The organism is Ruegeria sp. AF3 (assembly GCF_056536285.1).
Genome location: NZ_JBQFJM010000001.1, coordinates 975,642 through 1,001,977 on the forward strand (window position 1 = coordinate 975,642; position 26,336 = coordinate 1,001,977).

The 26,336-nt window shown below is 60.7% G+C and carries 26 protein-coding genes; 8 read left to right on the forward strand and 18 right to left on the reverse strand.

What is annotated here, in order from left to right:
- Positions 1-129: 129 nt before the first annotated feature.
- A complete protein-coding gene (locus ACR3FC_RS04890) occupies positions 130-1,293 on the forward strand; it encodes a benzoate/H(+) symporter BenE family transporter (RefSeq protein WP_480473661.1) in 1,164 nt (387 codons plus the stop codon).
- Between the two features lie 141 nt (positions 1,294-1,434).
- Here the strand turns inward: ACR3FC_RS04890 and ACR3FC_RS04895 are convergent, their stop codons facing one another.
- On the reverse strand, positions 1,435-2,217 hold the full coding sequence (locus ACR3FC_RS04895; RefSeq protein ID WP_480473662.1) for a crotonase/enoyl-CoA hydratase family protein: 783 nt from the start codon (positions 2,215-2,217) through the stop codon (positions 1,435-1,437).
- Between the two features lie 66 nt (positions 2,218-2,283).
- A complete protein-coding gene (locus tag ACR3FC_RS04900; protein ID WP_480473663.1) occupies positions 2,284-3,354 on the reverse strand; it encodes an SMP-30/gluconolactonase/LRE family protein in 1,071 nt (356 codons plus the stop codon).
- Positions 3,355-3,444: 90 nt separating this feature from the next.
- Here ACR3FC_RS04900 and ACR3FC_RS04905 point away from each other — a divergent pair, with 90 nt between their 5' ends.
- The gene (locus ACR3FC_RS04905) at positions 3,445-4,560 is read left to right on the forward strand and encodes a pyridoxal phosphate-dependent aminotransferase (RefSeq protein ID WP_480473664.1); all 1,116 of its coding nucleotides are present in this window, start codon (positions 3,445-3,447) and stop codon (positions 4,558-4,560) included.
- Between the two features lie 126 nt (positions 4,561-4,686).
- Here ACR3FC_RS04905 and ACR3FC_RS04910 read toward each other — a convergent pair whose 3' ends face one another.
- From ACR3FC_RS04910 to ACR3FC_RS04935, 6 genes are all read right to left on the reverse strand, one after another.
- A complete protein-coding gene (locus ACR3FC_RS04910) occupies positions 4,687-5,877 on the reverse strand; it encodes a pyridoxal-phosphate-dependent aminotransferase family protein (protein WP_480473665.1) in 1,191 nt (396 codons plus the stop codon).
- A gap of 51 nt (positions 5,878-5,928) precedes the next feature.
- Positions 5,929-6,561 (reverse strand): bifunctional 4-hydroxy-2-oxoglutarate aldolase/2-dehydro-3-deoxy-phosphogluconate aldolase, encoded by a 633-nt coding sequence (locus ACR3FC_RS04915; RefSeq protein WP_480473666.1) that lies wholly within the window; start codon positions 6,559-6,561, stop codon positions 5,929-5,931.
- 4 nt (positions 6,562-6,565) lie between these two features.
- On the reverse strand, positions 6,566-8,371 hold the full coding sequence (edd, locus tag ACR3FC_RS04920) for a phosphogluconate dehydratase (RefSeq protein WP_480473667.1): 1,806 nt from the start codon (positions 8,369-8,371) through the stop codon (positions 6,566-6,568).
- A 2-nt stretch (positions 8,372-8,373) separates the two neighbouring features.
- Positions 8,374-9,819 carry a glucose-6-phosphate dehydrogenase gene (zwf, locus tag ACR3FC_RS04925; protein WP_480473668.1) on the reverse strand — a complete coding sequence of 482 codons (1,446 nt, stop codon included), beginning with the start codon at positions 9,817-9,819 and terminating at the stop codon, positions 8,374-8,376.
- Positions 9,820-9,968: 149 nt separating this feature from the next.
- Positions 9,969-12,212 (reverse strand): phosphoenolpyruvate--protein phosphotransferase, encoded by a 2,244-nt coding sequence (gene ptsP, locus ACR3FC_RS04930; protein ID WP_480473669.1) that lies wholly within the window; start codon positions 12,210-12,212, stop codon positions 9,969-9,971.
- Positions 12,213-12,258: 46 nt separating this feature from the next.
- Entirely contained in the window at positions 12,259-13,497 is a 1,239-nt protein-coding gene (locus ACR3FC_RS04935; protein ID WP_480473670.1) for an aspartate kinase, read from the reverse strand.
- 165 nt (positions 13,498-13,662) lie between these two features.
- Between ACR3FC_RS04935 and ACR3FC_RS04940 the strand changes: the two genes are divergently transcribed.
- Positions 13,663-14,019 (forward strand): hypothetical protein, encoded by a 357-nt coding sequence (locus tag ACR3FC_RS04940; protein ID WP_480473671.1) that lies wholly within the window; start codon positions 13,663-13,665, stop codon positions 14,017-14,019.
- Here the strand turns inward: ACR3FC_RS04940 and ACR3FC_RS04945 are convergent.
- The 5 genes from ACR3FC_RS04945 to ACR3FC_RS04965 form a co-directional block, all read right to left on the reverse strand.
- Complete coding sequence (locus ACR3FC_RS04945) at positions 14,013-14,651, reverse strand: SDR family NAD(P)-dependent oxidoreductase (protein WP_480473672.1); 639 nt, start codon at positions 14,649-14,651, stop codon at positions 14,013-14,015. The two genes, ACR3FC_RS04940 and ACR3FC_RS04945, sit on opposite strands and share 7 nt — an antisense overlap.
- Positions 14,652-14,654: 3 nt before the next feature.
- The gene (locus ACR3FC_RS04950; protein ID WP_480473673.1) at positions 14,655-15,110 is read right to left on the reverse strand and encodes a DUF1178 family protein; all 456 of its coding nucleotides are present in this window, start codon (positions 15,108-15,110) and stop codon (positions 14,655-14,657) included.
- Between the two features lie 72 nt (positions 15,111-15,182).
- Positions 15,183-15,644, reverse strand: coding sequence for an NUDIX hydrolase (locus ACR3FC_RS04955; protein WP_480473674.1), 462 nt, complete (start codon positions 15,642-15,644; stop codon positions 15,183-15,185).
- Positions 15,645-15,784: 140 nt separating this feature from the next.
- Positions 15,785-16,528: an EcsC family protein gene (locus ACR3FC_RS04960; protein WP_480473676.1), complete on the reverse strand. Its 744-nt coding sequence runs from the start codon at positions 16,526-16,528 to the stop codon at positions 15,785-15,787.
- Positions 16,529-16,580: 52 nt separating this feature from the next.
- The gene (locus ACR3FC_RS04965) at positions 16,581-17,075 is read right to left on the reverse strand and encodes a GNAT family N-acetyltransferase (protein WP_480473678.1); all 495 of its coding nucleotides are present in this window, start codon (positions 17,073-17,075) and stop codon (positions 16,581-16,583) included.
- A 72-nt stretch (positions 17,076-17,147) separates the two neighbouring features.
- On the opposite strand from ACR3FC_RS04965, the gene ACR3FC_RS04970 reads away from it, so the two are divergent.
- The gene (locus tag ACR3FC_RS04970; RefSeq protein ID WP_480473679.1) at positions 17,148-17,753 is read left to right on the forward strand and encodes a flavin reductase family protein; all 606 of its coding nucleotides are present in this window, start codon (positions 17,148-17,150) and stop codon (positions 17,751-17,753) included.
- 135 nt (positions 17,754-17,888) lie between these two features.
- Here the strand turns inward: ACR3FC_RS04970 and ACR3FC_RS04975 are convergent, their stop codons facing one another.
- Positions 17,889-19,523 (reverse strand): SulP family inorganic anion transporter, encoded by a 1,635-nt coding sequence (locus tag ACR3FC_RS04975; RefSeq protein WP_480473680.1) that lies wholly within the window; start codon positions 19,521-19,523, stop codon positions 17,889-17,891.
- A gap of 165 nt (positions 19,524-19,688) precedes the next feature.
- Here ACR3FC_RS04975 and ACR3FC_RS04980 point away from each other — a divergent pair, with 165 nt between their 5' ends.
- Complete coding sequence (locus tag ACR3FC_RS04980) at positions 19,689-20,249, forward strand: invasion associated locus B family protein (RefSeq protein WP_480473682.1); 561 nt, start codon at positions 19,689-19,691, stop codon at positions 20,247-20,249.
- 66 nt (positions 20,250-20,315) lie between these two features.
- The gene (locus tag ACR3FC_RS04985) at positions 20,316-21,188 is read left to right on the forward strand and encodes an S-methyl-5'-thioadenosine phosphorylase (RefSeq protein ID WP_480473683.1); all 873 of its coding nucleotides are present in this window, start codon (positions 20,316-20,318) and stop codon (positions 21,186-21,188) included.
- A 2-nt stretch (positions 21,189-21,190) separates the two neighbouring features.
- On the opposite strand, the gene ACR3FC_RS04990 is transcribed toward ACR3FC_RS04985, so the two are convergent.
- A complete protein-coding gene (locus ACR3FC_RS04990; protein ID WP_480473685.1) occupies positions 21,191-22,039 on the reverse strand; it encodes an alpha/beta hydrolase in 849 nt (282 codons plus the stop codon).
- A gap of 251 nt (positions 22,040-22,290) precedes the next feature.
- Between ACR3FC_RS04990 and ACR3FC_RS04995 the strand changes: the two genes are divergently transcribed.
- A complete protein-coding gene (locus tag ACR3FC_RS04995) occupies positions 22,291-22,920 on the forward strand; it encodes a LysE family translocator (RefSeq protein WP_480473687.1) in 630 nt (209 codons plus the stop codon).
- 8 nt (positions 22,921-22,928) lie between these two features.
- Here ACR3FC_RS04995 and ACR3FC_RS05000 read toward each other — a convergent pair whose 3' ends face one another.
- A complete protein-coding gene (locus tag ACR3FC_RS05000) occupies positions 22,929-23,102 on the reverse strand; it encodes a hypothetical protein (protein WP_209505622.1) in 174 nt (57 codons plus the stop codon).
- A gap of 325 nt (positions 23,103-23,427) precedes the next feature.
- Here ACR3FC_RS05000 and ACR3FC_RS05005 point away from each other — a divergent pair, with 325 nt between their 5' ends.
- Positions 23,428-23,967 carry an adenine phosphoribosyltransferase gene (locus tag ACR3FC_RS05005; RefSeq protein ID WP_480473688.1) on the forward strand — a complete coding sequence of 180 codons (540 nt, stop codon included), beginning with the start codon at positions 23,428-23,430 and terminating at the stop codon, positions 23,965-23,967.
- A 42-nt stretch (positions 23,968-24,009) separates the two neighbouring features.
- Here the strand turns inward: ACR3FC_RS05005 and ACR3FC_RS05010 are convergent, their stop codons facing one another.
- Positions 24,010-25,425: an FAD-binding oxidoreductase gene (locus ACR3FC_RS05010; protein WP_480473689.1), complete on the reverse strand. Its 1,416-nt coding sequence runs from the start codon at positions 25,423-25,425 to the stop codon at positions 24,010-24,012.
- Between the two features lie 38 nt (positions 25,426-25,463).
- Positions 25,464-26,282 (reverse strand): MBL fold metallo-hydrolase, encoded by an 819-nt coding sequence (locus ACR3FC_RS05015; RefSeq protein ID WP_480473690.1) that lies wholly within the window; start codon positions 26,280-26,282, stop codon positions 25,464-25,466.
- Positions 26,283-26,336 lie beyond the last annotated feature (54 nt).

Genomic DNA, 26,336 nt, shown 5'->3' on the forward strand with positions numbered 1-26,336 from the left:
TCTTTTCAAAAATACTCATATCCCGAACCCCGCCGCTGATCCGGCGGGGTTTTCTTTTGCGCGTTCAGACCTTGCCCGCCCCTGCCGCCGCTTGTTAGCAATCACCAACCCCAACCGTCCGAGGCTGTCATGACCCAGTTTGCCCCACCGCTCCAGACAGTCTCGACCGGGCTGGTTGTCGCCATTGTCGGGTTCTTCAGTTCCTTTCCTATCGTGTTGCAGGGGCTGGCCGCGATGGACGCGTCTCCGGCGCAGGCGGCCTCGGGTCTGATGATGGCGGCCATCGCAATGGGACTGACCGCCATTGTGCTGAGCCTGTGGTACCGGCAACCGATCAGCGTCGCCTGGTCGACACCGGGGGCGGCGCTGCTGGCGGTGTCCGCGACTCCGGCGCTGGGGTTTTCCGAGGCAACGGGCGCGTTCCTGTGTGCAGGGGCGCTGACGGTTCTGGCCGGGCTCTGGCGGCCATTGGGGCGGCTAGCGGCCGCCATTCCGACGACTCTGGCACAGGCCATGCTGGGGGGCGTTCTGCTGCCGCTTTGCATTCTGCCCTTTCAGGCCGCAGTCGAATTGCCCGAGCAAGCCCTGGCGGTGATCCTGACATGGTTCATCGCGGGCCGGATCAACCGGCTGTTCGCCGTTCCGGCGGCCGTTGCCGCCGCCGCGCTTGTTGTGGTGCTGAACGCAGGCGATACCTCGGTGACCCCGGCGCGATGGCTGGCGGCACCGGTCTGGACCATGCCCGGTTTCTCGCTGGCCTCGACCATCGGAATCGCCATCCCGCTGTTTATCGTCACGATGGCGACCCAGAATATTCCCGGCATCGCGGTGATGCGCAGCTTTGGCTATACCCCGGCGCCGGGCAGGCTGTTTTCATCCGTGGGTGGGGCAAGCCTGTTATCGGCTCCGTTTGGTGCGCCTGCCACCTGCCTTGCGGCGATCACGGCTGCGATGTGTTCCAACGAAGACAGCCACCCCGATCCCGCGCAACGGTACTGGTCGGCCATCATGGGTGGGGTGTTCTACGGTGTATTCGGCATCTTTGCCGTGGCGATTACCGGCTTTGCATCCCATGCCGATCCGCTGTTGATGGGGACATTGACCGGTGTCGCCCTGATCGGCGTGCTGGCCAATTCGATTTTCGCAGCACTTGAGGTTCCGGCCGAGCGTGAGGCCGCGATGCTGACCTTTGCGATCACCGCATCGGGCATCTCGGTCTTTGGGCTGGGCGCGGCGGTCTGGGGCCTGCTGGTCGGCGGGCTGGCCTATCTGGTGAGCAACAGAATCCGGTAGCCGCTTTCGCATCCTGCCCTTGCCGGGATTAATCGCCCCTTGGTTGGTTCGGCAGAACGCAAGGTTGTGATGGCGAAAAACGCCGATTTTGAAATGCGTTACAACATGGCCCGCGATGCACGGCGGGCTTTCATCCGCTGATCATTTGAACTCGGGCTTGCGGCCCTGCATCTGCGCCATCACGACCTCCATCTGATGCGGCTTGCCGATCAGCTCAACCTGCTCGGCGGATTCCGCCTTGAGAACATCCGCGCGGGGCTGGGTTTCGGCCACTTCGATCAGCCGCTTGGCGGCACGGATGGCCGAAGGGCTTTGACCGGCGATGTTCTCGGCAATGGCCAAAGCTTCGGTCAGCGGATCATCTGAAAGCTGCGTGACCAGCCCCCAATCCATCGCCTGCTGCGCACCGATGGGCCGGGCCGTGTAGGTCAGCAGACGCAGAACGTCCGAACGCACAAGCCGGGGCAACAGAACCATGCCACCCATATCGGGGATGATACCCCATTTCATCTCCATCACCGCCAGTTTCGCCTCGGGGTGCGCGATACGGATATCCGCGCCCAGCGCAATTTGCAGGCCACCGCCATAGGCGACACCCTGAATGGCGCAGATCACCGGTACCGGTACGCGACGCCAGATCAGGGCCAGCTCCTGCATCTCGTTGGCATCCTCATGGTTGCGGGTCATCAGCCATTCGGTGGGATCCATATGGGCCATCTTTGCAAAGCTTGCCATGTCGAGCCCTGCGCAGAAGCTTTTCCCCTCGCCCGACAAAACCACGGCGCGGGCGTCCGAGGCGGCGACCTCTTGCCCGGCAGAGAGCAATGCCTTGACCATCGCGTCATCCAGCGCATTCATCTTGTCACCTCTGGTCAGGGTGACATGGGCAACATGGTCTTGATAGGTGACGGATACACGTGACATGGGGGACCTCCCGAAATTCAGTTGCGGCGACCATGCCCGGACGGGACGCCGAATTCCACTGCGACGTCAGGGCAGATCGCTGACAGGCATCCGCCCGAACCAGGGGGAATCGAGCGTCATGACATAGAACTGATCGCCCACGATCCGGCCCCCTGTTGTGATGCCAATACGGCCTTGAGGGTCTTGAAGCGTGCGCAGGATCGTGCCTTCACCATCAAATTGCACCAGCATACCCCGATGGATCGGTGCCGGGCGTACAGCCGGACCCAGCCGCCAGACCACCTTGCGCAGGAAGGGGTACGGCATCAGTGCCTCGGACGGGACACGCGGGCTGGCGAAGGCCATCCAGTAGGTGCCATCACCTTGTGCTTCGAGATTGTCGGGATAGCCGGGCAGGTTGTCCAGCAAGACCTCTTGCTGACCGGCTTTCGGCCCGCTGAGCCACAGCTTGTGTACCCGTGCGCGACCGGTCTCGGCGATCAGCAGGAAATCTGCGTCAGGTGAGAGCGCAATGCCATTGGTATAGACGAACCCAGTGGCAATCTTTTCGGTGCGGCCATCGGGTGTGTGACGGGCGACATAGCCTGTATCGGATTGTTCCCAGATGGTCAGGACCGAAGTCGGCTTGGTCCCGCCCATGGTTTCGGGATCGAACCGGTCGGAAGAGTTCGAAAAATAGATCGTGCCGTCCTGCGCCACGTCCAGTTGGTTTGCATAGACCACGGGCGCACCGTCGATATCGGCCACCACGGATTCAAGCGTGCCCGGCCCAGTCCAGCGCATCACGCCGCGAAAGCTGTCGGCAATGTAAAGCGCGCCATCCGGTCCGGCCCTGAGACCCAGAGGACGCCCACCGAGTTGGTCGGCCACAACAGGGTCGGCCCCGTCAATGCGATAGAGCGTGCCAGACCGGCTGGTCGTATAGACCGCGCCGTCGGGCAGGATGGCGATATCTTCGGGGCCGGTTTCCCCATCCGGCAGGCGGATCAGCTGCGCGGCGTCCAGCGCGGTGTTCTCTGCGAAATCTCCTGTGAAACCGGCATCTTCCGGCATCTCAACGGCGACGGGGATAACGGGAACGGGCCAGAACAGAAGATAGGAAAGGCCCAGAAGAACAATGGCAGACAGTATGCGCATTTGCGCTCCTTACTTATGTTTCAATACGTTCTGACGCGCGGGATGATGTGCGCGCTTGCCCGAAGCTCGGGCTTGGGGTTATCTGCAGGCATGACAGGACCTCGATACACCCCGCTTGCCCAATCCCTGCCCGCCACCGTGCCCTTTGTGGGCCCCGAAACGCAAGAGCGTCAGCGCGGCGCGGCGTTCATTGCCCGTCTTGGGGCCAATGAGAGCGTGTTTGGCCCCTCGCCCCACGCGTTCCGGGCCATGGAGCAGGCCGCGTCTGATATCTGGATGTATGGTGATCCCGAGAACCACGATCTGCGCCATGCTTTGGCCGAGTATCATGGGGTAACCTCCGAAAATATCGTTGTGGGCGAAGGGATTGACGGGCTTCTGGGTTATCTTGTGCGTCTGATTGTAGGGCCCGGGGATGCGGTTGTGACCTCGGACGGGGCGTATCCCACCTTTAATTATCATGTGGCCGGGTTCGGTGGCGTTCTGCACAAGGTTCCCTATGCCGGGGATCACGAAGACCCGGCGGCCCTGTTTGCGAAGGCGGCCGAGGTGGGTGCAAAGCTGGTCTATCTGGCCAATCCGGACAATCCGATGGGCAGCTGGCATTCCGGCGCGGATATCGTGGCGGCGATGGACGCCCTGCCCGACGGGTGCCTGCTGATTCTGGATGAGGCTTATGTGGAGTGCGCGCCAGATGGGACAGCGGCTCCTGTAAGCGCAGACGACCCCCGCGTGATACGGATGCGGACATTTTCCAAGGTCTATGGCATGGCGGGCGCACGGGTTGGCTATGCCATGGGAGCGCCCGACCTGATTGCAGCCTTCAACAAGGTGCGCAACCATTTCGGCATGAACCGCGCGGCACAGGCCGGGGCGTTGGCCGCGTTGCAGGATGGTGCGTGGCTGGAGCATATTCAGGCGCAAATCGCCGAGGCGCGTGAGCGGATAGGAACGATTGCCCGCGAGAACGGGTTGGAGCCGCTGCCCTCGGCCACCAATTTCGTGACGATTGATTGCGGGCGGGATGGGGATTTTGCCCGAGCGGTTCTGGAGGCTCTGGTTGCGCGGGGCCTGTTTGTCCGGATGCCGTTTGCAACGCCCCAGAACAGGTGCATCCGGGTAAGCTGTGGTGAAACAGCAGATCTGGATGCTTTCGCGGCCGCCTTGCCCAAGGCGCTAGCGGAAGTGCGGGCAAAGACGGACTAGCGCTGGTCTGTCTTGCCATCGGGTCAAAGGGGGGCTGTCTGCCCCCCATCGCGCAATGCGCGATTCCCCCCGAGGATATTTTTGGCCAGATGAAGGGGCGGATCAGCGCTGTTCGTCTGACGTGTATCAGGCGGCCAGAACGGCAGCGGCGGCCTCGAACGCGCCTTTGCCACGGGGGATATCAAGCGCGGTCATGGCCGTTTCCATACCGCCCAGCATCGCCATCACCATCTGCCCGTTGACATGACCCATATGTCCGAGGCGGAAACAGCTGTCGTAATCCTCCATCCCAAGGCCAATGCCCAATGTCAGGCCCAGTTGATGTTCGGTGAACGCGCGTAGGGCCGTGCCGCGCCCTCCGGTCAGGCGCAGGGCTGTAACGGCATGGCTGCGGTGGTCGCGGTCGGCAACGTTCAGATGCAGCGCGCCGCCTTCGGCCCATGTTTCGCAGGCCGCCCAGATGGCAGTAGCCAGACGCTCATGGCGGGCCCAGACCAGTTCGATCCCTTCCGCATGGATCAGGTCGAGCGCGGCGCGCAGACCATAGAGGTGATGCGTCGGCGCGGTACCGTCGAAATACTGGTAGAACAGTTCAGGGTTAGCGCGCGGCTGCCAGTCCCAATATCGCGAAACACGCGGCATGGCGGCCCGCTTAACCTGTGCTTTGTCGTTGAAAAAGACAAAGCCTGTACCTGCGGGGGTCATCAGGCCTTTCTGGCAGGCGGTGACCGTGACATCGACGCCCCATTCATCCATCTCGAACCGGTCGCATCCCAGCGAGGCGATGCAATCGGCCATCAACAGCGCCGGGTGGTCCAGATCGTTGAGCAGTTTGCGCAGTGCCGAGATATCGTTGCGGATCGAGCTTGATGTGTCCACATGAACCGCGAGAACGGCCTTGATCTGGTGGCTTTTATCCGCGCGCAAAGCGTCGGCAATTCGGTCGAGATCCCAGGCGGATGAGTTGCCGAAATCGATCAGCTGCACCTTTGCCCCGATGCCTTCGGCCATCTCGGCCCAGCCATGGGTGAACCGGCCCGAGGCAGGAGCCAGAACGGTTTCGCCGGGGGCGATCACGTTGGACAGAGCGGCCTCCCACGTGCCGTGACCATTGGCAATATAGATGGCAACGTCATGGCCTGTGCGTGCAACCCGACGCAGGTCGCGGGTCAGGGCGGGCATCATGTCGATGAGCGCGCCATCGTAGATATTGGGCGACGGACGATGCATCGCCTGCAGGACCGCGTCCGGCATCACCGACGGGCCTGGGATTGCCAAATAAGTTCGCCCCTGAGAGAGGGCAGATGTCTGTGTCATGGGGTCAACCTGTCTGAGTTGACGCCCACATTACCGAGGGGCTTCGCGGCGTCAATCCGCCAGCTTCGATGCCTCGCGCGCAAGTGTTTCGATCCCGGCCCAGTCACCACTTTCGACCATCTGCTTGGGCGCGACCCAGCTGCCACCGGCGCAGACCACGTTGGACAGGGACAGGTATTCGCGGGCGTTGGACATCGACACCCCGCCTGTCGGGCAAAAGCTGATCTGCGGCAGGGGCGCGCCGATTGCCTTGAGTGCGGGCGCGCCGCCCGAGGCCTCGGCCGGGAAGAATTTCAGCATGTCATAGCCTTTTTCCAGCAATGCCATTGCTTCGCTGGCCGTGGCCGCACCGGGCAGCAACGGCAGGCCCTCGGCCTCGCACGCCGCAAGGAGCGCGTCGGTTGCGCCCGGAGAGACGCCAAACTGCGCGCCCGCCTCTTTAGCGGCGCGGACGTCTTCGGGTGTGACCAGCGTACCTGCGCCGACCACGCCGCCGGGCACCTTGGCCATCGCGCGGATCGCGTCGAGCGCGGCGGGCGTGCGCAAGGTGACCTCGAGCGCTGGCAGACCGCCTGCGACCAATGCCTCGGCCAGCGGGCGGGCCTGCGCGGCTTCATCGACGACCAGAACCGGAACGATCGGGGCCAGTGCGCAGATCTCGCGGGTACGTTGGGATTTGGACATAAGGTTAAACTCCGAAAATGCTGGCACCGGTGTCGGCCGAGCCGACATTCTGGCGGAACGCACTAAAAAGATCGCGCCCTGCACCGTGTTGATTGGCGGACAGGTCGGCGGTGACGGGCGCGCGGTCCAGAACGCCTGCGGTGAGGATTTCCAGATCACCCCTGACCGCGTCAACGCGCAGGATGTCACCATCCTGAAGGTATGCAATGGGGCCACGGTCGAGCGCTTCGGGGACGACATGGATGGCGGCGGGTACTTTGCCGGATGCGCCAGACATGCGGCCATCGGTGACCAGCGCCACTTTCTGGCCCCGGCCCTGCAGGATCGACAGCATGGGCGTCAGCGAGTGCAGTTCCGGCATCCCGTTGGCCTTGGGGCCCTGGAAGCGCACGACGACGATGACGTCACCGGTGAACTCGCCCGCCTTGAAGGCTGCCTTGACCGCGTCCTGGTCGTGGAAAACGCGGACCGGAGCCTCGACCACCTGATGTTCGGGGGCGACGGCCGAGACCTTCATGACCCCGGTGCCCAGATTGCCGGTCAGGCGCGACAGGCCGCCAGTGGGCTGGAACGGGTCGCGGGCAGGACGGACGATCTTGTCATTCAGGCTGTGGCCAGCGCCGTCTTGCCAGGTCAGCTCACCATCGATTAGCTTGGGCTCGCGCGTGTAATTGTGCAGGCCCTGACCGGCGACGGTCAGCGTATCTGGGTGCAGCAAGCCTTCTTCGAGCAATGTGCCGATCGTGAACCCAAGCCCGCCTGCGGCGTGGAAGTGGTTCACGTCGGCCAGACCGTTGGGATAGACCCGTGCGACCAGCGGGACCACGGCGGAGATATCCGAGAAATCCTGCCAATCCAGCACGATGCCCCCGGCGCGCGCCATGGCGATCAGGTGGATCAGCAGATTGGTCGAGCCTCCGGTCGCCATCAGGCCGACGATACCGTTCACAAAGGCCCGTTCGTCGAGCACCTGATAAACCGGGGTATAGCTGTTTCCCAGCGCGCTGAGCGACAGGGCGCGGCGCGCGCCCTCTTGTGTCAGCGCGTCGCGCAAGGGCGTGTTGGGATTGACGAAGCTGGAGCCCGGAAGGTGCAGGCCCATGAACTCCATCAGCATCTGGTTGGTATTGGCGGTGCCGTAGAAAGTGCAGGTGCCGGGGCCGTGATAGGCGGCCATTTCGGCGGCCATCAGTTCGTCGCGCCCGACCTCTCCGGCAGCGAATTTCTGGCGAACCTTGGCCTTTTCGTCATTGGGCAGACCGCTGGTCATTGGCCCTGCGGGCAGGAACACGGCAGGCAGATGCCCGAACGCCTGCGCGCCGATGATCAGACCGGGGACAATCTTGTCGCAGACGCCGAGGAAGACTGCCGCGTCATAGGTGTTGTGGCTGAGCGCTATGCCAGTTGCCAGAGCAATCACGTCGCGTGAAAACAGCGACAATTCCATCCCTGCTTCACCTTGGGTGACACCGTCGCACATGGCTGGCACGCCACCTGCGACCTGAGCAGTACCTCCGGCGGCGCGGATCGCATCGCGGATCAGGGCGGGGTACCTTTCAAAGGGCTGATGGGCGGACAGCATGTCGTTATAGGCGGTGACAATGCCCAGATTGCCCGCCGTGCCGGTGGCCATGGATTGCTGGTCTTCACCCGCACCCGCATAGGCATGGGCCTGACCACTACAGGACAGGTGCGCACGAGCGGGGCCCTTACATCTGGCCTGTTCCATCCGGTCGATATGGGGGCCGCGCAGATCGGCGCTGCGGTCGATGATCCGTTTGGTGACGTCGGAAATGACAGAGTGAACCATGATTACCCTCCGATCTGACGCCAGCGACGCCCATCGCGATGCATCAGCATCAGTGCTTCTTCGGGGCCTGAACTGCCCTGATCGTACTTGGCGGGTTTGTCCCCGCGCTGTTCCCAGCCGTGAATGATGGGATCGACCCAGGCCCAGGCCGCCTCGGCCTCGTCGCCGCGCATGAATAGGGTCTGGTCGCCCCGGATGACATCCATGATCAGGCGTTCATATGCGTCCGGGGATTGCGAGTCATCACCCAGCGCGTCGGCAAAGCTCATGTCCAGAGCAACATCGGACAGGCGGAACCCGCCCTGCCCCGGTTCCTTTATCGTCGTGCGCAGGGTGATGCCTTCGTCAGGTTGCAGGCGGATCACCAGCACGTTGCCGTGCAACGGGCCGACATTGGGAAAGATCGTGTGTGGCGGGTCGCGGAAAAACACCGCGATTTCAGAGGCACGGGCGCGCAGGCGTTTGCCTGTGCGCAGGTAGAACGGCACCCCGGCCCAGCGCCAGTTGCCGATATGAACCTTGAGCGCAATGAAGCTTTCGGTGCGGCTGGCCGGGTTGCCAACGTGATCAAGGTATCCGTCACCGCCCTTGCCAGTGCGATACTGACCACGGGCGATATCCCTGGGTTCGACCGGTTCCAGCGCCTCGATCACCTTGACCTTCTCGTCACGCACCGCGTTGGGAGAGAACTTTGACGGAGGTTCCATCGCGGTCAGGCACAGCAACTGCACCAGATGGTTCTGGATCATGTCCCGCATCGCGCCGGATTGATCGTAATAGGCCCCGCGCCCTTCCACCCCGACGGTTTCCGCCACGGTGATCTGCACATGGTCGACATGGGTCGAATTCCAAAGCGGCTCGAACAGGGAATTCGCAAAGCGCAGCGCCATCAGGTTCTGCACGGTTTCCTTGCCCAAATAATGGTCGATCCGATAAATCTGGTGTTCCTTGAAACACGCCCGCAAGCCTTCGTTTAGCGCCCTGGCCGAGGCAAGGTCATGACCGAAAGGCTTTTCAACAACGATGCGACTGTCCGGCGTGGCCAGACCGGCGTCATGCAGGCGCTGCGCAATGCCCGAAAACAGGCTGGGACCCACCGACAGGTAAAAGGCCCGCACCACGTCGGGGCGCAGCAGCTTGGACAGATCGGACCATCCGGCATCGCCCAGTGCATCCACCGGCACGTATTCAACATGAGACAGGAACCGGTCCAGCGTGTCCTTTTTGAACTTTGGTGCGAATTCCTGCATCGATGCGCGGACCTGATCGCGAAATTCGTCGCTGTCGATATCCGAGCGCGCCGTGCCGATGATCCGCGCCCCATCGGGCATCTGGCCGACCTCGAACCGATGGTACAAGCCCGGCAAGATCTTACGTTGCGCCAGATCCCCGGTCGCGCCGAACAACACAAGATCGAACGGCTCTACCGGAATTACGCGTGAAACCATCACAGGCTCCTTCTCGAGTTTGCCGATATCAGTTCAGCACGGCATGAAACGGCTCTGCGGCACACTGTTACCGCTAACATTGCCTGCGTGATAGAAAGCCTGCGCGAAAAAATCAAGCATAGTTTCCCCAAAAAGCGAGGTTTTGAGGGCTATACCTGACTGCGCAGCCATTCCATCACGGCCGGACGTACGGATTGTTCGCCGCGATGGCGCGCGTCGGCGATGATTTTTCGCACCTCCATCAGGTCGCACCGCAGCAACAGGCTTTTGACCGGACCAATCGACGCCGGGCGCATAGACAGGGTGCGAATACCCATGGCCGCAAGGCACAGCGCCTCGACCGGACGGCCCGCATCCTCGCCACAGAAACTGAGCGGAGTGTCCGAAAGCCCGCAGCGTTCGACAATGCGTTCCATCAGGCTCAGGAAACTGACATTCAACGTGTCATAGCGGCGGCGGACCAGTTCATTTTCGCGGTCAGCGGCAAAAAAGAACTGCTTGAGGTCATTCCCACCGATCGAGATGAAATCGACCTCGTCAAAGAACTTTTGCGGCGCAAAGGCCAGTGAAGGGGTTTCCAGCATCGCGCCGACTTCAAGCGTTTCGGGCAGAACGTGGCCCAGTCGCTTTTCGCGTTCGATGGTTTTGTTCACTTCCCAGCGGGCTTCGCGATATTCCTCGGCCTGCGCGACAAAGGGGAACATGACGGTCAGCGGGCGACCATTGGCGGCGCGCAGAAGGGCCTGCAACTGCATCCGCATCACGCCGCGTTTGTCCAGACCGACACGAATGGCGCGCCAACCCAGGGCCGGGTTGGGTTCGGCCACGTGTTTCATATAGGGCAGTACCTTGTCCGACCCGATATCGAGCGTGCGGAACACCACCCTTTTGTCGCCCGCAGCATCCAGAACCCGCTGGTACTGAGTGACCAGCTCGGACCGTTTGGGCATCTTATTGCGGATCAGGAATTGCAGCTCGGTTCGGAACAGGCCAACACCCTCGGCACCTGACGTTCCCAGCGATGGCAGGTCGGCCATCAGACCCGCGTTCATCACCAGATTGATGCGCGTTCCGTCGCGAGTGACACAGGGGGTTTCGCGGATCGAGGCATAGCGTTCCTGTGCCTTGGCCTGCATCGCGATTTTGTCGCGGAAGGCGCTGACCACGCTGTCTTCGGGGCGCAGGTGAACAACGCCCTGATCGCCATCCACCAGCACGTGGTCGCCGTTCAGCGCTTCGGTCGTGATCCGGCCCACATGGACCACCAGAGGGATCGCCAGCGCACGGGCCACAATGGTAGCGTGACTGCCGACTGAACCTTCTTCGAGGATGATCCCCTTCAGCGCCCGACCGTATTCCAACAGGTCGCCGGGGCCGATATTGCGTGCGACCAAAATCGGGTCGGGTGGCAGATCGGCGCTGTCGGTTTTTCCCTGCCCGGTCAGAATGCGCAGCAAACGGTTGCTGAGATCGTCAAGATCCGCCAGCCGTTCGCGCAGATAGGGATCAGACACCTGCCCCATCCGGGCGCGCGCTTGGGATTGTTCTTTCTCGACCGCGGCTTCGGCGCTGAGCCCCAGGGCAATGTCCTCTTCCATCCGGCGCATCCAGCCTTTGGAATTGGCAAACATCCGGTAGGCTTCCAGCACCTTGAGCTGTTCGGTATCACCATCCCGGGAAATTTCGAGCATCTTGTCGACACCGACGCGCAGCTCTTCCACTGCCTCATTCAGACGTTCGCGTTCCCGGTGCGGGTCTTCGGCAATCGGATTGGTGACGACCACGCGGGGTTCATGCAGCCAGACATGGCCTTCGGCGGAACCTTCCTGCGCCGGGCCGCCGCGCAACAGGACCGATTGCTGGTGCCGTGGCGACAGGGCCGCGCCTTCGCCGACAAAGGCACCCAGTTCGGCCATTTCGGCCAGCACCATGGCCACCACTTCCAGCGCATAGATCTCGTCGGCGGAAAATTCACGCGCTTTGCGGGACTGGACAACCAGAACACCCAGCTTTTCCCCAAGGCGCTGCACCGGCACGCCGAGAAAGGACGAAAACCGCTCTTCCCCGGTTTCCGGCATATACCGGAACCCTTTTTCAGACGGCGCGTCCGGGGTGTTGACCACCTTGCCGGTCTTGGCGACCCGGCCCACCAGCCCCTCGCCCATGCGCATCCGGGTCTGGTGTACCGATTCCGGCGCAAGCCCTTGGGTCGCACAGAGTTCCAGGGTCTCTTCATCGCGGAACAGATATATCGAGCACACTTCGCTGCGCATGCTGTCGGCGATCAGATGAGTGATCTGATCAAGGCGCTCCTGCCCAGCGGCTTCGCTGGCCATCGCCTCGCGCAACCGCCCCAGCAGCTTGCGGGATTCTGTTTCCGTGCCGTCTGCCATGGCCCAACCAATTCAGTGTGTCAGGCGAAACCCTTGGCCGATCAGCTCAGGCCGCCTTGTCCAGTTCAAAGGCATCATGCAGTGCCTGAACGGCAAGTTCCATGTATTTCCTGTCGATAAGAACGGAAATTTTGATCTCGGAGGTTGTGATGACCTTGATGTTGATCCCCTCATCCGAGAGTACCTTGAACATTTTGGCCGCAACACCCGATTGCGAGCGCATACCGATTCCCACCACCGAAACCTTGCAGACACCGGTATCGGCGACCAGTTCGGCATAGTTGAGCTCGCCCTTGTCCTTGATCGCCAGCAGCGCTTTTTCGGCACGGACCACCTGATCGGTGGGGCACGAGAAGGTCATGTCCGTGCGTCCCTCGTCCGAGATGTTCTGCACGATCATGTCGACATTGACGCCCTCATCGCTGAGCGCGGTGAAGATGGTCGAGGCGATACCGGGACGGTCCGCCACCGAAACGACGGTCATCTTGGCCTCGTCACGGGAATAGGCCACACCGGCCACAACATTGGATTCCATGATATCCTCCTCGTCAACGACCAGCGTACCGGCCTCGTCGGATTGTTCTTCGAAACTTGAAAGAACGCGCAGTTTCACCTTGTAGCGCATTGCCAGCTCGACCGAGCGAGTCTGCAGCACCTTGGCGCCCAGCGACGCCAGTTCGAGCATTTCCTCGAACGAGATCCTGTGCAGCTTGCGGGCCTTTTCGCAGATGCGCGGATCGGTGGTATAGACACCATCCACGTCGGTATAGATGTCGCAGCGTTCCGCACCAAACGCCGCGGCAAAAGCCACGGCAGTAGTGTCCGAGCCACCCCGGCCCAGCGTGGTGATGCGGCCTTCGGGGCTGAGCCCCTGAAACCCGGCCACAACGGCCACTTTCATGCCTTCGCCGAATTTCTGGTTGATGTTCGTGGTCGGGATGTCTTCGATCCGCGCCTGGCTGTGCGCACTGGTTGTCAGCAGCGGCACTTGCCAGCCCTGCCAGCTGCGCGCCGGAACATCCATTTCCTGCAATGTCAGAGCCATCAGGCCAGCGGTGACGTTTTCGCCCGAAGATACAACGGCATCGTATTCACGTGCATCAAACAGCGGCGAGGTTTCATTCACCCAGCCCACCAGCTCGTTGGTCTTGCCCGACATGGCCGAGACGATGACGATCACGTCATAGCCCTTGGCAACTTCAACACCAACACGCTTGGCAGCGCGGCGGATGCGGTCCAGGTTGGCGACCGAAGTGCCGCCGAATTTCATAACGAGTACGGGCATGGGGGCAAATGTCTCCGCGCCTTGGATTAGAGGTCCCGAGCCTCATAAGCGAGGGGCACCCCAAGAGCAAGAGCGCAAACAGGACCCGCCTGTGGCACAGGGCCGCTTTACATTGCGCAGGTGCGGTGTCAGCCTGCGAGTAACAACCAAATCAAGAGGTTCCCCATGTTTCGCCTAGCCCTTGCCGTTACTTTGTTGTCGTCGCCTGTACTGGCCCAGGTTGCCAGTGTGGCCGGAACGGACGGAAAGAATGCACTGGGCAAAGTGCCCTGCGCCGCAAATGCCGGTGACCCGATGCAAAGCTGCAATGCGGAACTGCGCCGCCATGACGACGGCACGATAACGCTTGCGGTTGCTCTTGGTGGAGGAGAGGTGCGCCGCATCTATTTCAAGGAAGGCGTGCCAGACTCCAGCAGTTCCACCTCGAAGATGTCGTATGAAACGCGCGGTGATTTGATGGTTATCTATATTGAACCCGGTGAAGTCTATGAAATTCCCAAAGCGGCACTGTCCCGTCAGTAAGCGTGCGCCTGTCCATCATAGGTCTCGAAACAGCCGGTTGAACTGATCGACAGGGCCTCAAAGCGTTCCATCAGGCCCGAGACGGCCTGATCGACATCAATATCGGCGGCCGCGCCGCCCATGTCGGTTTGTACCCAGCCCGGATGATAGATGCCCACGGCGATCCCCTCGGCTTTCAGATCCGTTGCAAGGTTCCGCCCCAGATTCAGCGCCGCCGCCTTGGAGGCACGGTAGATATAGCTGCCCCCCGGTGCCCGCGTATGAGACGCCATCTGCGACGAGATGATCGCGACCTTGCCGCCTGCGGCACGCAGATTGGGCAACAAGGCCTGAACGGTCAGGAAAACGCCGGTCACGTTGGTGGCAAAGCTTTGCGCCCACATTTCGGCGGGGTAGCCGTCGATCGTGTGCCCCTTGTCCAGATAGACCCCGGCATTGCAGACCAGCAGATCAACGGGCTGGCCTTTCAGCTGTTCGGCCATTGCCGTCTGTTGAGCAGGGTCCGCCACGTCCAGACGCACCTGCGCGCTGCCATCGCGCGCGGTTCCAGTGACCACGTCACCGCGGGTGTCGTAGCGCGAGGCAAGGGTGCGGCCGATACCGCGATTGGCACCGGTGATCACGACATGCATGGATCAGTTGGTCTTTCTGCTGGGCAGAAACGGCAGCGGTGCCACCGGCACGCCATCTTCGATCAGCGATTTCGCTTCATCCGGTCTGGCTTCACCATAGATCGAACGCTCTGGCGCCTCTCCCAGATGCATCTTGCGCGCCTCGCTTGCAAAATCCTTGCCAACGTAGTCCGAGTTCTTTTCCACATGGCGGCGCAACTCGGCCAGAACCTTCGCGATCTCAGGCGAAGGGGTGGCGACGTTGATCTGTTCATTGGATGCAGGCGCGTTTTCAGGTTTTCCCTGCGCATTCCGGGCCGGACGTACACGCGGTGTCATGATCGCCTTCGCAACCTGCGTACATCCGCAGATCGCGCAGGTCACCATCCTGGCAGAGGCCAGCTTGTCAAAGGCTTCTGCGGATTGAAACCAGCTGTCGAATGTGTGGCCTTCACTGCATTTCAACGCGTATTGAATCATGTTCAGTCCAAAATTGCGATTGGCGAATAGATACCGACCAGACTGACAATATCAAGCCTCTCTGGAACTATCTTAATGTGTATATGTCTTAAAGTCGCGTAACAAATCGGCTAGCTCGGGTGATCCGACCATTTGAGCTGCCTTTTTAGGCGCAAACCACTTGCGCCTGCGCTCGTGCTGTTCAGGGAAATCCTGCGACATAACCTGTACATGCAGCGCAAAAACATCAACCAGTATCAAGGTCGGGGGCTGATTTGGGCTATGCTTGAGGTGCAGAAACTGCCCCAGCCCCGCTGTGCTGCATCGCCCCGTCACGCCCGCTTCTTCCCAAGCTTCCTGCACTGCGGTTTCTGATGGGGTCAGCCCGGGGATGAGCCACCCCTTGGGGATAATCCAGCGCTGGGCCCGGCGCGTCGTGATCAGCAAAACCTCTGGCTGGCCATGCCGGATCCGATAACACAGGGCAGAGGATTGCCGCAAAACAGGGGGTTCCGCAGTCTCAGTCAATACACGCGGCACCGATCTTGCATTCATTGCGCGACGCACCTTTTGTTCGGGCAACGGACTCGTTGGCTTTATAGGCGCGCATGACACGCCTATTTAGCGCCCTTCTCTTGAAAAACTACCATATGAAGTGGTGTCCGCCAAGTCTGGCGTGACGGCGCATTTGTTGATCACATGCGGGCTGACAGCTGCTTCACCAGCTCGTCATGCGAGATATCGGCGTCAACCGCCAGTCTTCGCAGGCCGAAATGCACACGCGCGATCTGCTGGTAATAGCGCGAATAGACATAGTTCGTTCCACCACCAGCCAATGCGCCGAGCACCGGGACGGACTGTGCCGCTAGTTTTTGCCCCAGAACGATCGAAAAGCGTGGTGCCACGGCAGCAATCAGACGCTGCATGGCCGGACCGGTCAGTGTCAGGCGCACCGAGAAAAAGCCGAAATCCGCTCCGTCATCATGCGACAGCGGACCCGATGCGGACAAAACCCGCACACAATCGAACTTCACGTTCTCGGCGGACGGGTCGAAACCTTCGCGCGCGGCGGCCCCCTGAATGGCACGCAGCAGCATGGCGGTTGTTGCAGGCAGCTCCATCAGGGCTGTTGATACACCGCCCAGCCCACCGGCCGCACCCATGGCCGTGGCAAGCGCGGTATTGACCCAGGGCTGCTGATCAGGGATCGCAAGCCGGGACCCCTGAGCCGCGTGCATCGCAAACCACAACGCCTGCTCGGTAGCCCCTGTCAGGCCGTTCCGAACTGGTTCGGGCAATTGCTCGAGCAGTGACTCGGCTGATCCGCCCAGCTTGTTCAGCAGTTTGACACCGGCCCCTCCGGCAGATCGGTAATAACCCGCCAAACGATCCAGTTCAGCCTCGGCATCCACGTTTTCGACAAGAACCACGTTCTGCATGTGCGTCCTCCTGCCTATCAACATCGGCGTTGAACCGTGTCGATTCAATAGGTCAGCGGGTCCAGCGGGTGACGGCCCCATGAACTCCGGACCAGACCCCGGGCGTCAGTTCCAGCCCCAGCACCCGGTCCGGGTTGGTGGGCGGCGGCATCTCGACACCTTGCAGCCGCGCAAAACCAAATCGCCTGTAATAGGGTTCGTCACCGACCAGCATGACCCGCTGCCATCCGAGTTTGCGCCCGGCTTCAACACCGGCATGGATCAGATATCCGCCCAGACCCTCGCCCTGATGGGTAGGGTGCACGGCAACGGGCCCCAGCAACAATGCATCGTGTTCGCCTACATGGACAGGCCAGAAGCGGATCGCCCCGGCCAGAATGCCCTGACCGTCGCGCGCGACCAGAGACAGACCAGCAACCGGCGGCACATCATCGCGCAACCGGTAGGACGACAACGCCTCACGGCCCGGCGCAAAGCACAGATCGTATAGGGCCTCGACTTCCCACCAATCGTCCGGCTCTTCCGGCCTGATCCCGAATTGCTGCACGTTTGCCCTCTTTTCCTTGCTGGAAATCGCCCTAGCACTTCGTTACGCCTTGGGCAAACGCTTGGAGATATGATGTTCTACCGCCCTGAAGACGGCCACGGCCTGCCGCACAACCCATTCAATGCCATTATCACGCCACGCCCGATCGGCTGGATCTCGACCCGTGATGCGGATGGGATCAACAATCTGGCACCCTATTCCTTTTTCAACGGGGTGGCTTACTCACCACCGCAGGTGATGTTTGCCACAACCGGCACGAAACACGATCAGGTCGGCGGCAAGGACAGTATCGCCAATATCGAGGCGACTGGCGTATTCTGCGTGAATGTAGTGGCCAATGCGCATCAGGATGCCATGAACGCCAGCTCGGCCAGCCTTCCGAAGGAGGTGGACGAGTTTGCCCATGCCGGATTAACACCGGTCGAATGCGAAACCATCCCCTGTGCCCGTGTACAAGGTGCCCCGGCGGCGTTGGAATGCAAGCTCACCCAGATCGTGACCCTGCCCGGCGCGGCCAACCGCGTCGTGTTTGGCGAAGTGACAGGCGTGCATCTGCTCGACGACCACATCCGGGAGGGCAAGTTCGACGTAACCTCGTTCAAACCTCTGGCGCGGCTTGGATACCGGGACTATTCGGTCGTGTCCGAGCTGTTCTCGCTCAATCGCCCGGATGATTGAGGTTGTCGGGGGCTCTGCCCCCACCGCCCGTTCCGGGCGGCTCCCCCGGGATATTTTTTGGCCAGATGAAGCAGGGATCCTTCATTCATCTGGCTTCAAATATCCCGGAGCGCGAGGCAGAGCCTCGCAAAAGGATCAGTGGCCGCCCAGAATGCCGGTACGGACCGAATAATCGACGGCAAGTTCATAATCCGGGTCATCATCACTGTCGACCATCAGGTGGCCTGCCTTGTTCAACAGCTTGTGGCAATCCCGGCTCAGGTGGCGCAGCATGACGCGTTTACCCGCGGCCTCGTATTTGGCCGCGATGTTTTCGATGGCTTGCAATGCCGACTGGTCCACCACACGGCTTTCAGCGAAATCGACGATGACGGTTTCCGGGTCATTCGGCACATCGAAAAGTTCGATAAAGCCATCCGATGACCCAAAGAACAGCGGTCCCTGGATTTCATAGACCTTCGCCCCTTTTTCGGTCGCCGAGTCGCGGGTGACCGCGTGGATGCGCTTGGCGTTGTTCCAAGCATAGGCCAGAGCCGAGACAATGACGCCGACAACAACCGCCACCGCGAGGTCTTCCATCACCGTCACGACAGTGACCAGAACGATGACAAAGGCGTCGGTCAGTGGAACCTTGCGCAGGATCTTGAACGAGTTCCACGCAAAGGTGCCGATCACCACCATGAACATCACCCCAACCAGCGCGGCCAGCGGGATCTGTTCGATCAGCGGTGAGGCAAACAAGATGAAGGTCAGCAGAAACAGCGCCGCAGCGATCCCCGCGATGCGGGTCCGGCCACCGGATTTCACGTTGATCATCGACTGACCGATCATCGCGCAGCCACCCATGCCACCGAAAAAGCCGGTCACGATATTCGACGCACCTTGCGCGATACATTCCTGAGAAGCCCCGCCGCGCTTGCCGGTGATCTCGCCCACAAGGTTCAGGGTCAGCAGGGATTCGATCAGGCCAATCGCAGCCAGAATGACGGCGTAGGGCAGGATGATCTCAAGCGTGCCCCAGTTCAGCGGAACCATGGGGATGTGGAAGGCAGGCAGGCCACCTTCGATCGAGGCCAGATCACCGACGCGCGGGACATCCAGCCCCAGACCGATCACCAGCGCAGCGACAACCAGAATACCGGCCAAAGGTGCTGGAATGAGACGCGTGATGCGCGGCACCACCCAGATCACCGCCATTGTCAGTGCCACAAGGCCTAGCATGGTGTATAGCTGCGCACCCGAGAGCCATTCTCCACCACCCATGCCGTGACCGGTGTTTTCCATGGTACCCGGCACCTTGAACTGGCCCATCTGGGCCAGAAAGATCACGATGGCCAAGCCATTCACAAAGCCCAGCATCACCGGGTGCGGCACCAGTCGGATGAAGCGGCCCCAGTGCATCGCCCCGGCGATAACCTGGAGGATCCCCATCAGAACCACCGTCGCGAACAGGTATTCGACCCCATGTTCGGCCACCAAAGCCACCATGACGACCGCCAGCGCGCCCGTCGCTCCCGAGATCATGCCGGGTCGCCCGCCGATCAACGCGGTGATGAGCCCCACAATGAACGCGGCATAGAGGCCCACCAGCGGATGCACGCCTGCCACAAAAGCAAAGGCCACGGCCTCGGGCACCAGTGCGAGGGCCACGGTCAGGCCGGACAGCAGCTCGATCCGCAGGCGAGAGAAGGTCAGCCCCTCATCCGGCACCCAGCGCAGATCGGGTATGGCGATACGGTTGGCAAAACTTGCCAGCAAGGCTCGGGGCATTGGACAGTCCTATAGGATTTTATGTTCGCGCGAAGGGGTCGTTGTAGCGGGCGCGCCGCTGTTAAGCCACCGCAGGAGGTGGGATGCAGCCATGCACGTGGCGCATAACTTGCCTCTCAGCAACGTGATTTGCGGCGCCCGGATCAAGCACCCAGATGTGAGTTCATGCGTTGGATTGCCCTCATATTTCTATCGGCCCTGCCCGCCTTTGCACAGGATTTGCAAGGGAATGACACCGCCGGAAACTGGCGTGTCACGCATCATGAGATTTTCGGCATCTGGAATTCGATTTGTGACGAGCGTGAAGAAGCCGGTGCTTTGGTGCAGCGCTGTTACATAAGGCGCGCTGAGGTGTTTTCCTTGCGTCCGAAATTTGCGGCGCAGTTCATGTTCATCACACCTGAGCCAGATGGATTCAAAATCGAGTTTGGAATTGAGCCGGGTACATTCTTCAACCCTTCTGGATTCCGCATAGAGAAAGATCAGGATGTGATCTGGCGCACGCGGCGTCCCGGTTGCCTGACAGGGTTAAGCTGTACGTTCGAAGATCATCGCGCCGACGGCCTGCTGGATGCCATGCTGAACGGGGATGCGTATCGTTTTGAGTTTCGTGACAGGCATGGTCAATCGCAAGACCTGACGTGGCCTCTGGATGAGTTTGGAGCCGCCTGGACGGATTTCAACACGCAATCTCAACAGCGTAACCTGCTGGCAAAACAGGAATAGACCTCTTGTCAATTTCGGGTCGAACCCGCACAAACTCAATATCAGTATCTCAGGCGGAGCAGGACAGTGACCCAAACCAGGATTGCCGTTATCGGCGGATCAGGCATCTATGACATCGATGGGCTGGAAAATGCGGACTGGGTCAGTGTCGATACCCCTTGGGGGGCACCTTCGGATCAGATCCTGACCGGGTCGCTGGACGGTGTCGCGATGGCCTTTCTGCCGCGCCATGGGCGCGGGCATGTGCATTCGCCCACCGATGTGCCCTATCGCGCCAATATCGACGCGCTGAAACGGCTTGGTGTGACGGATGTGATATCGGTCTCGGCCTGCGGGTCGTTTCGCGAACACATGGCACCGGGCGATTTTGTCATCGTCGATCAGTTCATCGACCGGACATTTGCGCGCGACAAGAGCTTTTTCGGAACAGGCTGCGTCGCCCATGTCAGTGTTGCGCATCCGACCTGCCCGCGCCTGTCGGACGCCTGTGAGACCGCGGGCAAGGCTGCCGGTATCACGATCCATCGCGGCGGCACCTATCTGGCGATGGAAGGGCCGCAGTTTTCTTCTCTTGCGGAATCGAAGATGTATCGCGAGCAATGGGGCTGCGACGTGATCGGCATGACCAACATGCCCGAAGCCAAGCTCGCCCGCGAAGCTGAGCTTTGTTATGCCTCTATCGCGATGGTCACCGATTTTGACAGCTGGCACCCGGAACATGGTGAGGTGGATGTGACCACCATCATTGCGACCCTGACCGGCAATGCCGACAAGGGCCGTGCACTGGTCATGGGCCTTCCCGCCCTGTTGGGGGCTGACCGCGCGCCCTGCCCGCATGGCTGTGACCGGGCGCTGGAATATGCCATCCTCACCGCGCCCGAAAAGCGCGATCCGGCGCTGCTGGCCAAACTGGACGCGGTGGCCGGGCGAATTCTCTGAAATCAGTTCTGTGGCAGGCGGTCTTGAACGGTCTGCCACAGGCCGTATGACCACAAGTCGTTGTGGGTTCCGCCGGGAATCGAGAAAAACTCGACCCTCTCACCGCCCATCTCGGCAAGGCGCGCGCCGTGATGCGCTGGAACGGTTTGATCATCTGTGCCGTGGAAGATCAACGTCGGCATCTCGATTGTCCCGATGATGTCGCGGGTGGCAAACTGGTCGCGCATCAGTGACGCTACGGGCAACCAAGGATAGCGTTCAGCCGCCACATCCACAGTCGCAGTAAATGGCGCTTCCAGCACCAGCATCTCGGCCTCGGGCCGTTGCGCCGCAACCGCCGCAGCCACTCCTGTACCAAGGCTTTGGCCGTGTAGAACAACTGGCTCTCCGGCCCTACGCAAATGGTCAAACAACTCTAATCCGTCCGAGATCAAACCTGCTTGGGACGGCGCGCCTGTACTTCCCGGAAACCCGCGAAAGCTGGGCGCCAGAAGCCCGTAGCCGCTGTTCAGTATCTCTTGAAATCGGGCCGCGCGGTCGCTCAGATTGCCGCTCTGGCCGTGAAAGAACAATACGGTCGGGGCACCTTCGACGGCTGCCGGCGCGGCCCAAACCGTCAGAACCGTACCATCGGACATAGGCAGTGAAAGCACATCGATATCCGCCAAAGAAACCGAGGCTGGATCAGCCAATTCACCATCTGGCTTGTAAAGCAGCGATTGCTGGTTGAAGTACATGTATCCAACGATGATCCCATACACGACGCCCCCGGCCAGCATGAGGCCAAGCAGCAACCGTTTGATGCGATTGATCCGCTTCAACGAATTGACATCTGTACTTTGGATCTGCACCTTTGCCTCCTGCAATGTTGTGCCTTTTAGTCTGGGCAGGTTCAGGACCGTTTCAAGATGAATGAGCAAAGCTTCATCCAAACTTCAAGTCCTTGTCACACTGCCTAAATCTATGAGCTTTGCGATTCAGATGCGAGAAACGCACAGGTGCTCGATCTTGTCGCCTCAAAAACAGCCAAACGATCAAGGCAGATGCTTGACGTTGGCATCATACAAGGGCTTGGTGTGACGACACCTTTACAGGAGACACCATGTCGCTTGAACTCTGGCTGGCCTTTGTTGCCGCCTCCACCGCCTTGCTGCTGATCCCGGGGCCGACCGTGCTGTTGGTGCTGAGCTATGCGCTGTCCAAAGGGCGCAGTGTTGCCGTGGCCTCGGCCACAGGGGTCGCTGTGGGGGATCTTGTGGCGATGACCGCATCTTTGTTGGGACTGGGCGCGCTTGTTCTGGCCTCGGCCACCTTGTTTTCCGTCCTCAAATGGGTCGGTGCGGCCTATCTGGTCTGGCTTGGGATTAAACTGCTGCGCAGCGCACCGTCCGGCGGACTGAACGCGGTCGATACCGACCGCGATGTGACGGCACGCAATGTGTTTGGGCACGCCGCTGCCGTGACCGCGCTGAACCCGAAATCCATCGCCTTTTTCATCGCCTTTGTGCCACAGTTCCTGCGCCCGGCTGAACCTCTGGGACCGCAATTTGCCATCCTGATCGCCACTTTCGTCGGACTGGCCTGGCTGAATGCCCTGGTTTATGCGTTGCTGGCCGACCGGTTGCGGCGGCTGATTGGCCGTGCCAGCGTGATCACCGGGATGACGCGGTTTGGCGGGCTGAGCCTGATCGGGATGGGTGTCGTTACGGCAGTTCTACGCCGTCCGGCCTGATCCCTTTTTTAGTTTTCGGCGTTTTCCTTCATGAACCCGCGGATAAACCGGCGGATTTCGCGGGCCGCAGACGTATCCAGCTCCCTGCACAACTCGACAAACGCGTCGCGTTCATCCTTGTCCAGGCGCAGAACCAGCTGGCTGTTTTTCTTCGTCGATCCCTTGCCGTCTTTCTTTGGCACGCGCGTTGCTCCTAGTAAATGCTTGTTACTTTAGGCGATGCATTGTGTATACATAGCATAGTGATTGTCGTTATCTGGCACTTAACAGCACCGGAACGGAAATGGCAATGAACCTTCGAACCACACGAGCCTTTCTTTTGCGAAATCAACGCAATTGGCGTAAACCGCACTTGTCTTTGCCACCTGTCACACTTCACCGGTATTACGGGCTGCCCAAGGCTGTGGTTTAGCGCCGCTGGTGATCGCGCGAATGAATTGTTCCTTGCATGGCTAACCCTCTTGGGCCAAACACGTTTTGGTATTTGAAGCGGAAAAAGGTTGGTTCATGTCAAGGAACAAGACTGTCAAAGACTACATCCGGACGATTGTCGACTTCCCGCATGAAGGAATCCTGTTTCGCGATGTGACGACGCTGTTTGCCGACCCGCGCGGATTTCGGATGGCCATTGACCAGATGCTGCACCCCTATGCCGGGGAACGCATCGACAAGGTTGTCGGTCTTGAGGCGCGGGGCTTTATCCTTGGGGGTGCGATTGCGCATCAACTGAGCCTGGGTTTCGTGCCGATCCGCAAGAAAGGCAAGCTGCCCGGCACAACGATCAGCCAGGACTACAAGCTGGAATATGGCGAAGCGATCGTCGAGATCCACGATGACGCTATCCAACCGGGCGAAAAAATCCTTGTCGTTGACGACCTGCTGGCCACAGGCGGCACTGCGGCGGCGGGCATCAAACTGATCGAGCGTTTGGGCGGTGAGATCGTCTCATGCGCGTTCATTATCGACCTGCCTGACCTCGGTGGTCGCAAGCTACTGGAAGATATGGGCATGGACGTGCATGTCCTGTGCGAATTCGAAGGGCTTTAACGCGGCAAGCTTCGGATAGTGAAACAGGGGTCAAGGCCAGGTTCACGCCTTCAGAACCGCGCCGGGGTTCATGATGCCATGGGGGTCCAGCGCCGCTTTGATGGCCCGCATCGCATCCAGCTTTACCGGATCGCCATAGCGTTCCAGATCGTCCGTTTTCATGCGGCCCACGCCATGTTCCGCGCTGACCGAACCGTCAAAGGCGTGGACCAGATCATGTACAGCCCGCTTGACCACGGCGCTCTGACCTTCAAATTCCGCGCGGCGCTGCCCCTTGGGGGGAAAGACATTGTAATGCAGATTGCCATCCCCCAGATGGCCAAAGCAATTGATCCGGAACGGCCCGAGACCGGAAATCACCTTTTCCCCTTGGCGCACAAAATCCGGAATTCCTGAGATCGGGATCGAGATATCATGGCTCGACACCGAGCCGATCAGGCGGTTGGCCTCGGGGATACGCTCGCGCACGGCCCACAACTCACCGCGCTGCGCCTCGCTTTGTGCAATCACGCCATCCTGCACCAGCCCAAGCGCTTGCGCGCGGACAAAGATATCCTCCAGCGCGTCGGACAGAGACTGCCCCGGGGCCAGCCCCAACTCGATCAGAACGCTCCACTCTGGCGGTGTTTTAAACGGTTGCCGGACGTCCGGCAGAACCTCGGACAAGAACTCTAACCCTTGCTGGTGGATCAGTTCGAAAGTGCTGACAGCCTCGCCCACGCGATCACGCGCCAGGGCCAGCAGGGAAATGGCGGCTTCGGGTGACGCCACCTGAAACATCGCCGTTCCGATCGCGGCAGGCCGGGGAAACAGCTTGAGCGCAGCTGCAGTGATGATCCCAAGCGTACCCTCTGCCCCGATCAGCAGGTTGCGCAGGTCATAGCCTGTGTTGTCCTTTCGCAACCGGCTGAGACCGTGCCAGATTTGACCGTTGGGCAGAACGGCCTCGAGCCCAAGGCACAGGTCGCGCGCATTGCCATATCGCAAAACGTTGACGCCTCCCGCATTGGTGGACAGGTTGCCCCCGATCCGACAGGATCCCTGCGCCGCCAGTGTCAAGGGAAACAGGCGGTCTTGCGCTTCAGCCGCGGCTTGGACGTCCTGCAAAATGGCGCCGGCCTCGGCAATCAGCACATTTTCAGTGGAATAGACGGACCGGATGGCTGTCATCCGTTCCAGCGAAATCACAAGGGGCGCTGGCCCGTGCGGCATCACCTGCCCCCCGACCAGACCGGTTCCACCACCATAAGGCACCACCGGAACGCGCTCCCCGCACGCCACCTGCACCAGTACCGAGACCTCCTCGGTTGTGCGGGGCAAGGCCAGCAGGCCAGCCTGTCCGGCAAATCGCCCGCGCGGCTCTTCCAGATACCGGTCGGCCACCGGGCGCAACACCTGATCGCCCAGTTTCGAGCGGATCAGCGTGGCAATGCGGTCATCAGCGGGGTTCAAACTCATACGCTTTCAATGCCCAACCGATTCCTCCACGGCAAGCCTTATTCCAGATCAATCAGATAGCGCGGCTCCAGCACGACAACCGTTGGACGGTCCGGCAAGTCACGCAGTGAGACGGTGATCTCGGACACGCCGTCACGTTCAACCGGGAACTCATCCCGAATATCCACGAGGAAGCGATCCAGCGAAAACTCCGAGAACCAGTGCATCGGAATGATCACCGAGCTTTTCAGCCGCTTCAGAACCGAGATCATGTCAGGCAAGGGCATGGTTGTTCCGCCATCGACGGCGGCCATGACCACATCCAACCGACCCAGCGCAGCAAACTGTTCGTCTGAAAGTACATGATGCAAATGTCCCAAATGACCGATGCACAGACCTTCGACCTCGAACACGAAGATCGAGTTGCCGCGCTCCTCAACTCCGCCATAGGCCGAGCGGATATCGGTCGGGACATTGCGTATCAGCATCTCGCCCAGATCCAGGTAATGTTCGATCCCCTGCCCGAACTCTCCCCATCCTGGCAGGACATGCGGGATCGCCGGGTCGGGATGCGCCGTCCAATGGGTGTCATGGGCATGGTTCATCGTCACCACATCGGGAATCAGATCGGCACCCCCGATGAACCCGGTAAAATCGGTCACCACATTCAACCCGCCACGGGTCTGGATCATAAAGGCGGCATGCGCGACATAGCTGATGCGCACCGAAAACTCCGGTACCGGGTCCTGCCACGCGGCTTTGTGCAGATATTCGATCCCCGGCGCCGCGTCGGCGATGGCGATACAATGGCTCGGCCGTCGCTCCTGCGCCACGGCCCCGCCCGAAATCACCATCAATGCTGCAACCAACCAGCGCATACCCGAAGTGTAGCGCAGATCGCCACCAAGTCATGCCCCTTGTTCATCTGGCCA

What these genes read in the sequence shown, in the direction of transcription:
- ACR3FC_RS04890 (WP_480473661.1), top strand. Translation starts at nt 130, where the DNA reads ATGACCCAGTTTGCCCCACCGCTCCAGACAGTCTCGACCGGGCTGGTT.
- ACR3FC_RS04895 (WP_480473662.1), bottom strand. Translation starts at nt 2,217, where the DNA reads ATGTCACGTGTATCCGTCACCTATCAAGACCATGTTGCCCATGTCACC.
- ACR3FC_RS04900 (WP_480473663.1), bottom strand. Translation starts at nt 3,354, where the DNA reads ATGCGCATACTGTCTGCCATTGTTCTTCTGGGCCTTTCCTATCTTCTG.
- ACR3FC_RS04905 (WP_480473664.1), top strand. Translation starts at nt 3,445, where the DNA reads ATGACAGGACCTCGATACACCCCGCTTGCCCAATCCCTGCCCGCCACC.
- ACR3FC_RS04910 (WP_480473665.1), bottom strand. Translation starts at nt 5,877, where the DNA reads ATGACACAGACATCTGCCCTCTCTCAGGGGCGAACTTATTTGGCAATC.
- ACR3FC_RS04915 (WP_480473666.1), bottom strand. Translation starts at nt 6,561, where the DNA reads ATGTCCAAATCCCAACGTACCCGCGAGATCTGCGCACTGGCCCCGATC.
- edd (WP_480473667.1), bottom strand. Translation starts at nt 8,371, where the DNA reads ATGGTTCACTCTGTCATTTCCGACGTCACCAAACGGATCATCGACCGC.
- zwf (WP_480473668.1), bottom strand. Translation starts at nt 9,819, where the DNA reads ATGGTTTCACGCGTAATTCCGGTAGAGCCGTTCGATCTTGTGTTGTTC.
- ptsP (WP_480473669.1), bottom strand. Translation starts at nt 12,212, where the DNA reads ATGGCAGACGGCACGGAAACAGAATCCCGCAAGCTGCTGGGGCGGTTG.
- ACR3FC_RS04935 (WP_480473670.1), bottom strand. Translation starts at nt 13,497, where the DNA reads ATGCCCGTACTCGTTATGAAATTCGGCGGCACTTCGGTCGCCAACCTG.
- ACR3FC_RS04940 (WP_480473671.1), top strand. Translation starts at nt 13,663, where the DNA reads ATGTTTCGCCTAGCCCTTGCCGTTACTTTGTTGTCGTCGCCTGTACTG.
- ACR3FC_RS04945 (WP_480473672.1), bottom strand. Translation starts at nt 14,651, where the DNA reads ATGCATGTCGTGATCACCGGTGCCAATCGCGGTATCGGCCGCACCCTT.
- ACR3FC_RS04950 (WP_480473673.1), bottom strand. Translation starts at nt 15,110, where the DNA reads ATGATTCAATACGCGTTGAAATGCAGTGAAGGCCACACATTCGACAGC.
- ACR3FC_RS04955 (WP_480473674.1), bottom strand. Translation starts at nt 15,644, where the DNA reads ATGAATGCAAGATCGGTGCCGCGTGTATTGACTGAGACTGCGGAACCC.
- ACR3FC_RS04960 (WP_480473676.1), bottom strand. Translation starts at nt 16,528, where the DNA reads ATGCAGAACGTGGTTCTTGTCGAAAACGTGGATGCCGAGGCTGAACTG.
- ACR3FC_RS04970 (WP_480473679.1), top strand. Translation starts at nt 17,148, where the DNA reads ATGTTCTACCGCCCTGAAGACGGCCACGGCCTGCCGCACAACCCATTC.
- ACR3FC_RS04975 (WP_480473680.1), bottom strand. Translation starts at nt 19,523, where the DNA reads ATGCCCCGAGCCTTGCTGGCAAGTTTTGCCAACCGTATCGCCATACCC.
- ACR3FC_RS04980 (WP_480473682.1), top strand. Translation starts at nt 19,689, where the DNA reads ATGCGTTGGATTGCCCTCATATTTCTATCGGCCCTGCCCGCCTTTGCA.
- ACR3FC_RS04995 (WP_480473687.1), top strand. Translation starts at nt 22,291, where the DNA reads ATGTCGCTTGAACTCTGGCTGGCCTTTGTTGCCGCCTCCACCGCCTTG.
- ACR3FC_RS05005 (WP_480473688.1), top strand. Translation starts at nt 23,428, where the DNA reads ATGTCAAGGAACAAGACTGTCAAAGACTACATCCGGACGATTGTCGAC.
- ACR3FC_RS05010 (WP_480473689.1), bottom strand. Translation starts at nt 25,425, where the DNA reads ATGAGTTTGAACCCCGCTGATGACCGCATTGCCACGCTGATCCGCTCG.
- ACR3FC_RS05015 (WP_480473690.1), bottom strand. Translation starts at nt 26,282, where the DNA reads ATGCGCTGGTTGGTTGCAGCATTGATGGTGATTTCGGGCGGGGCCGTG.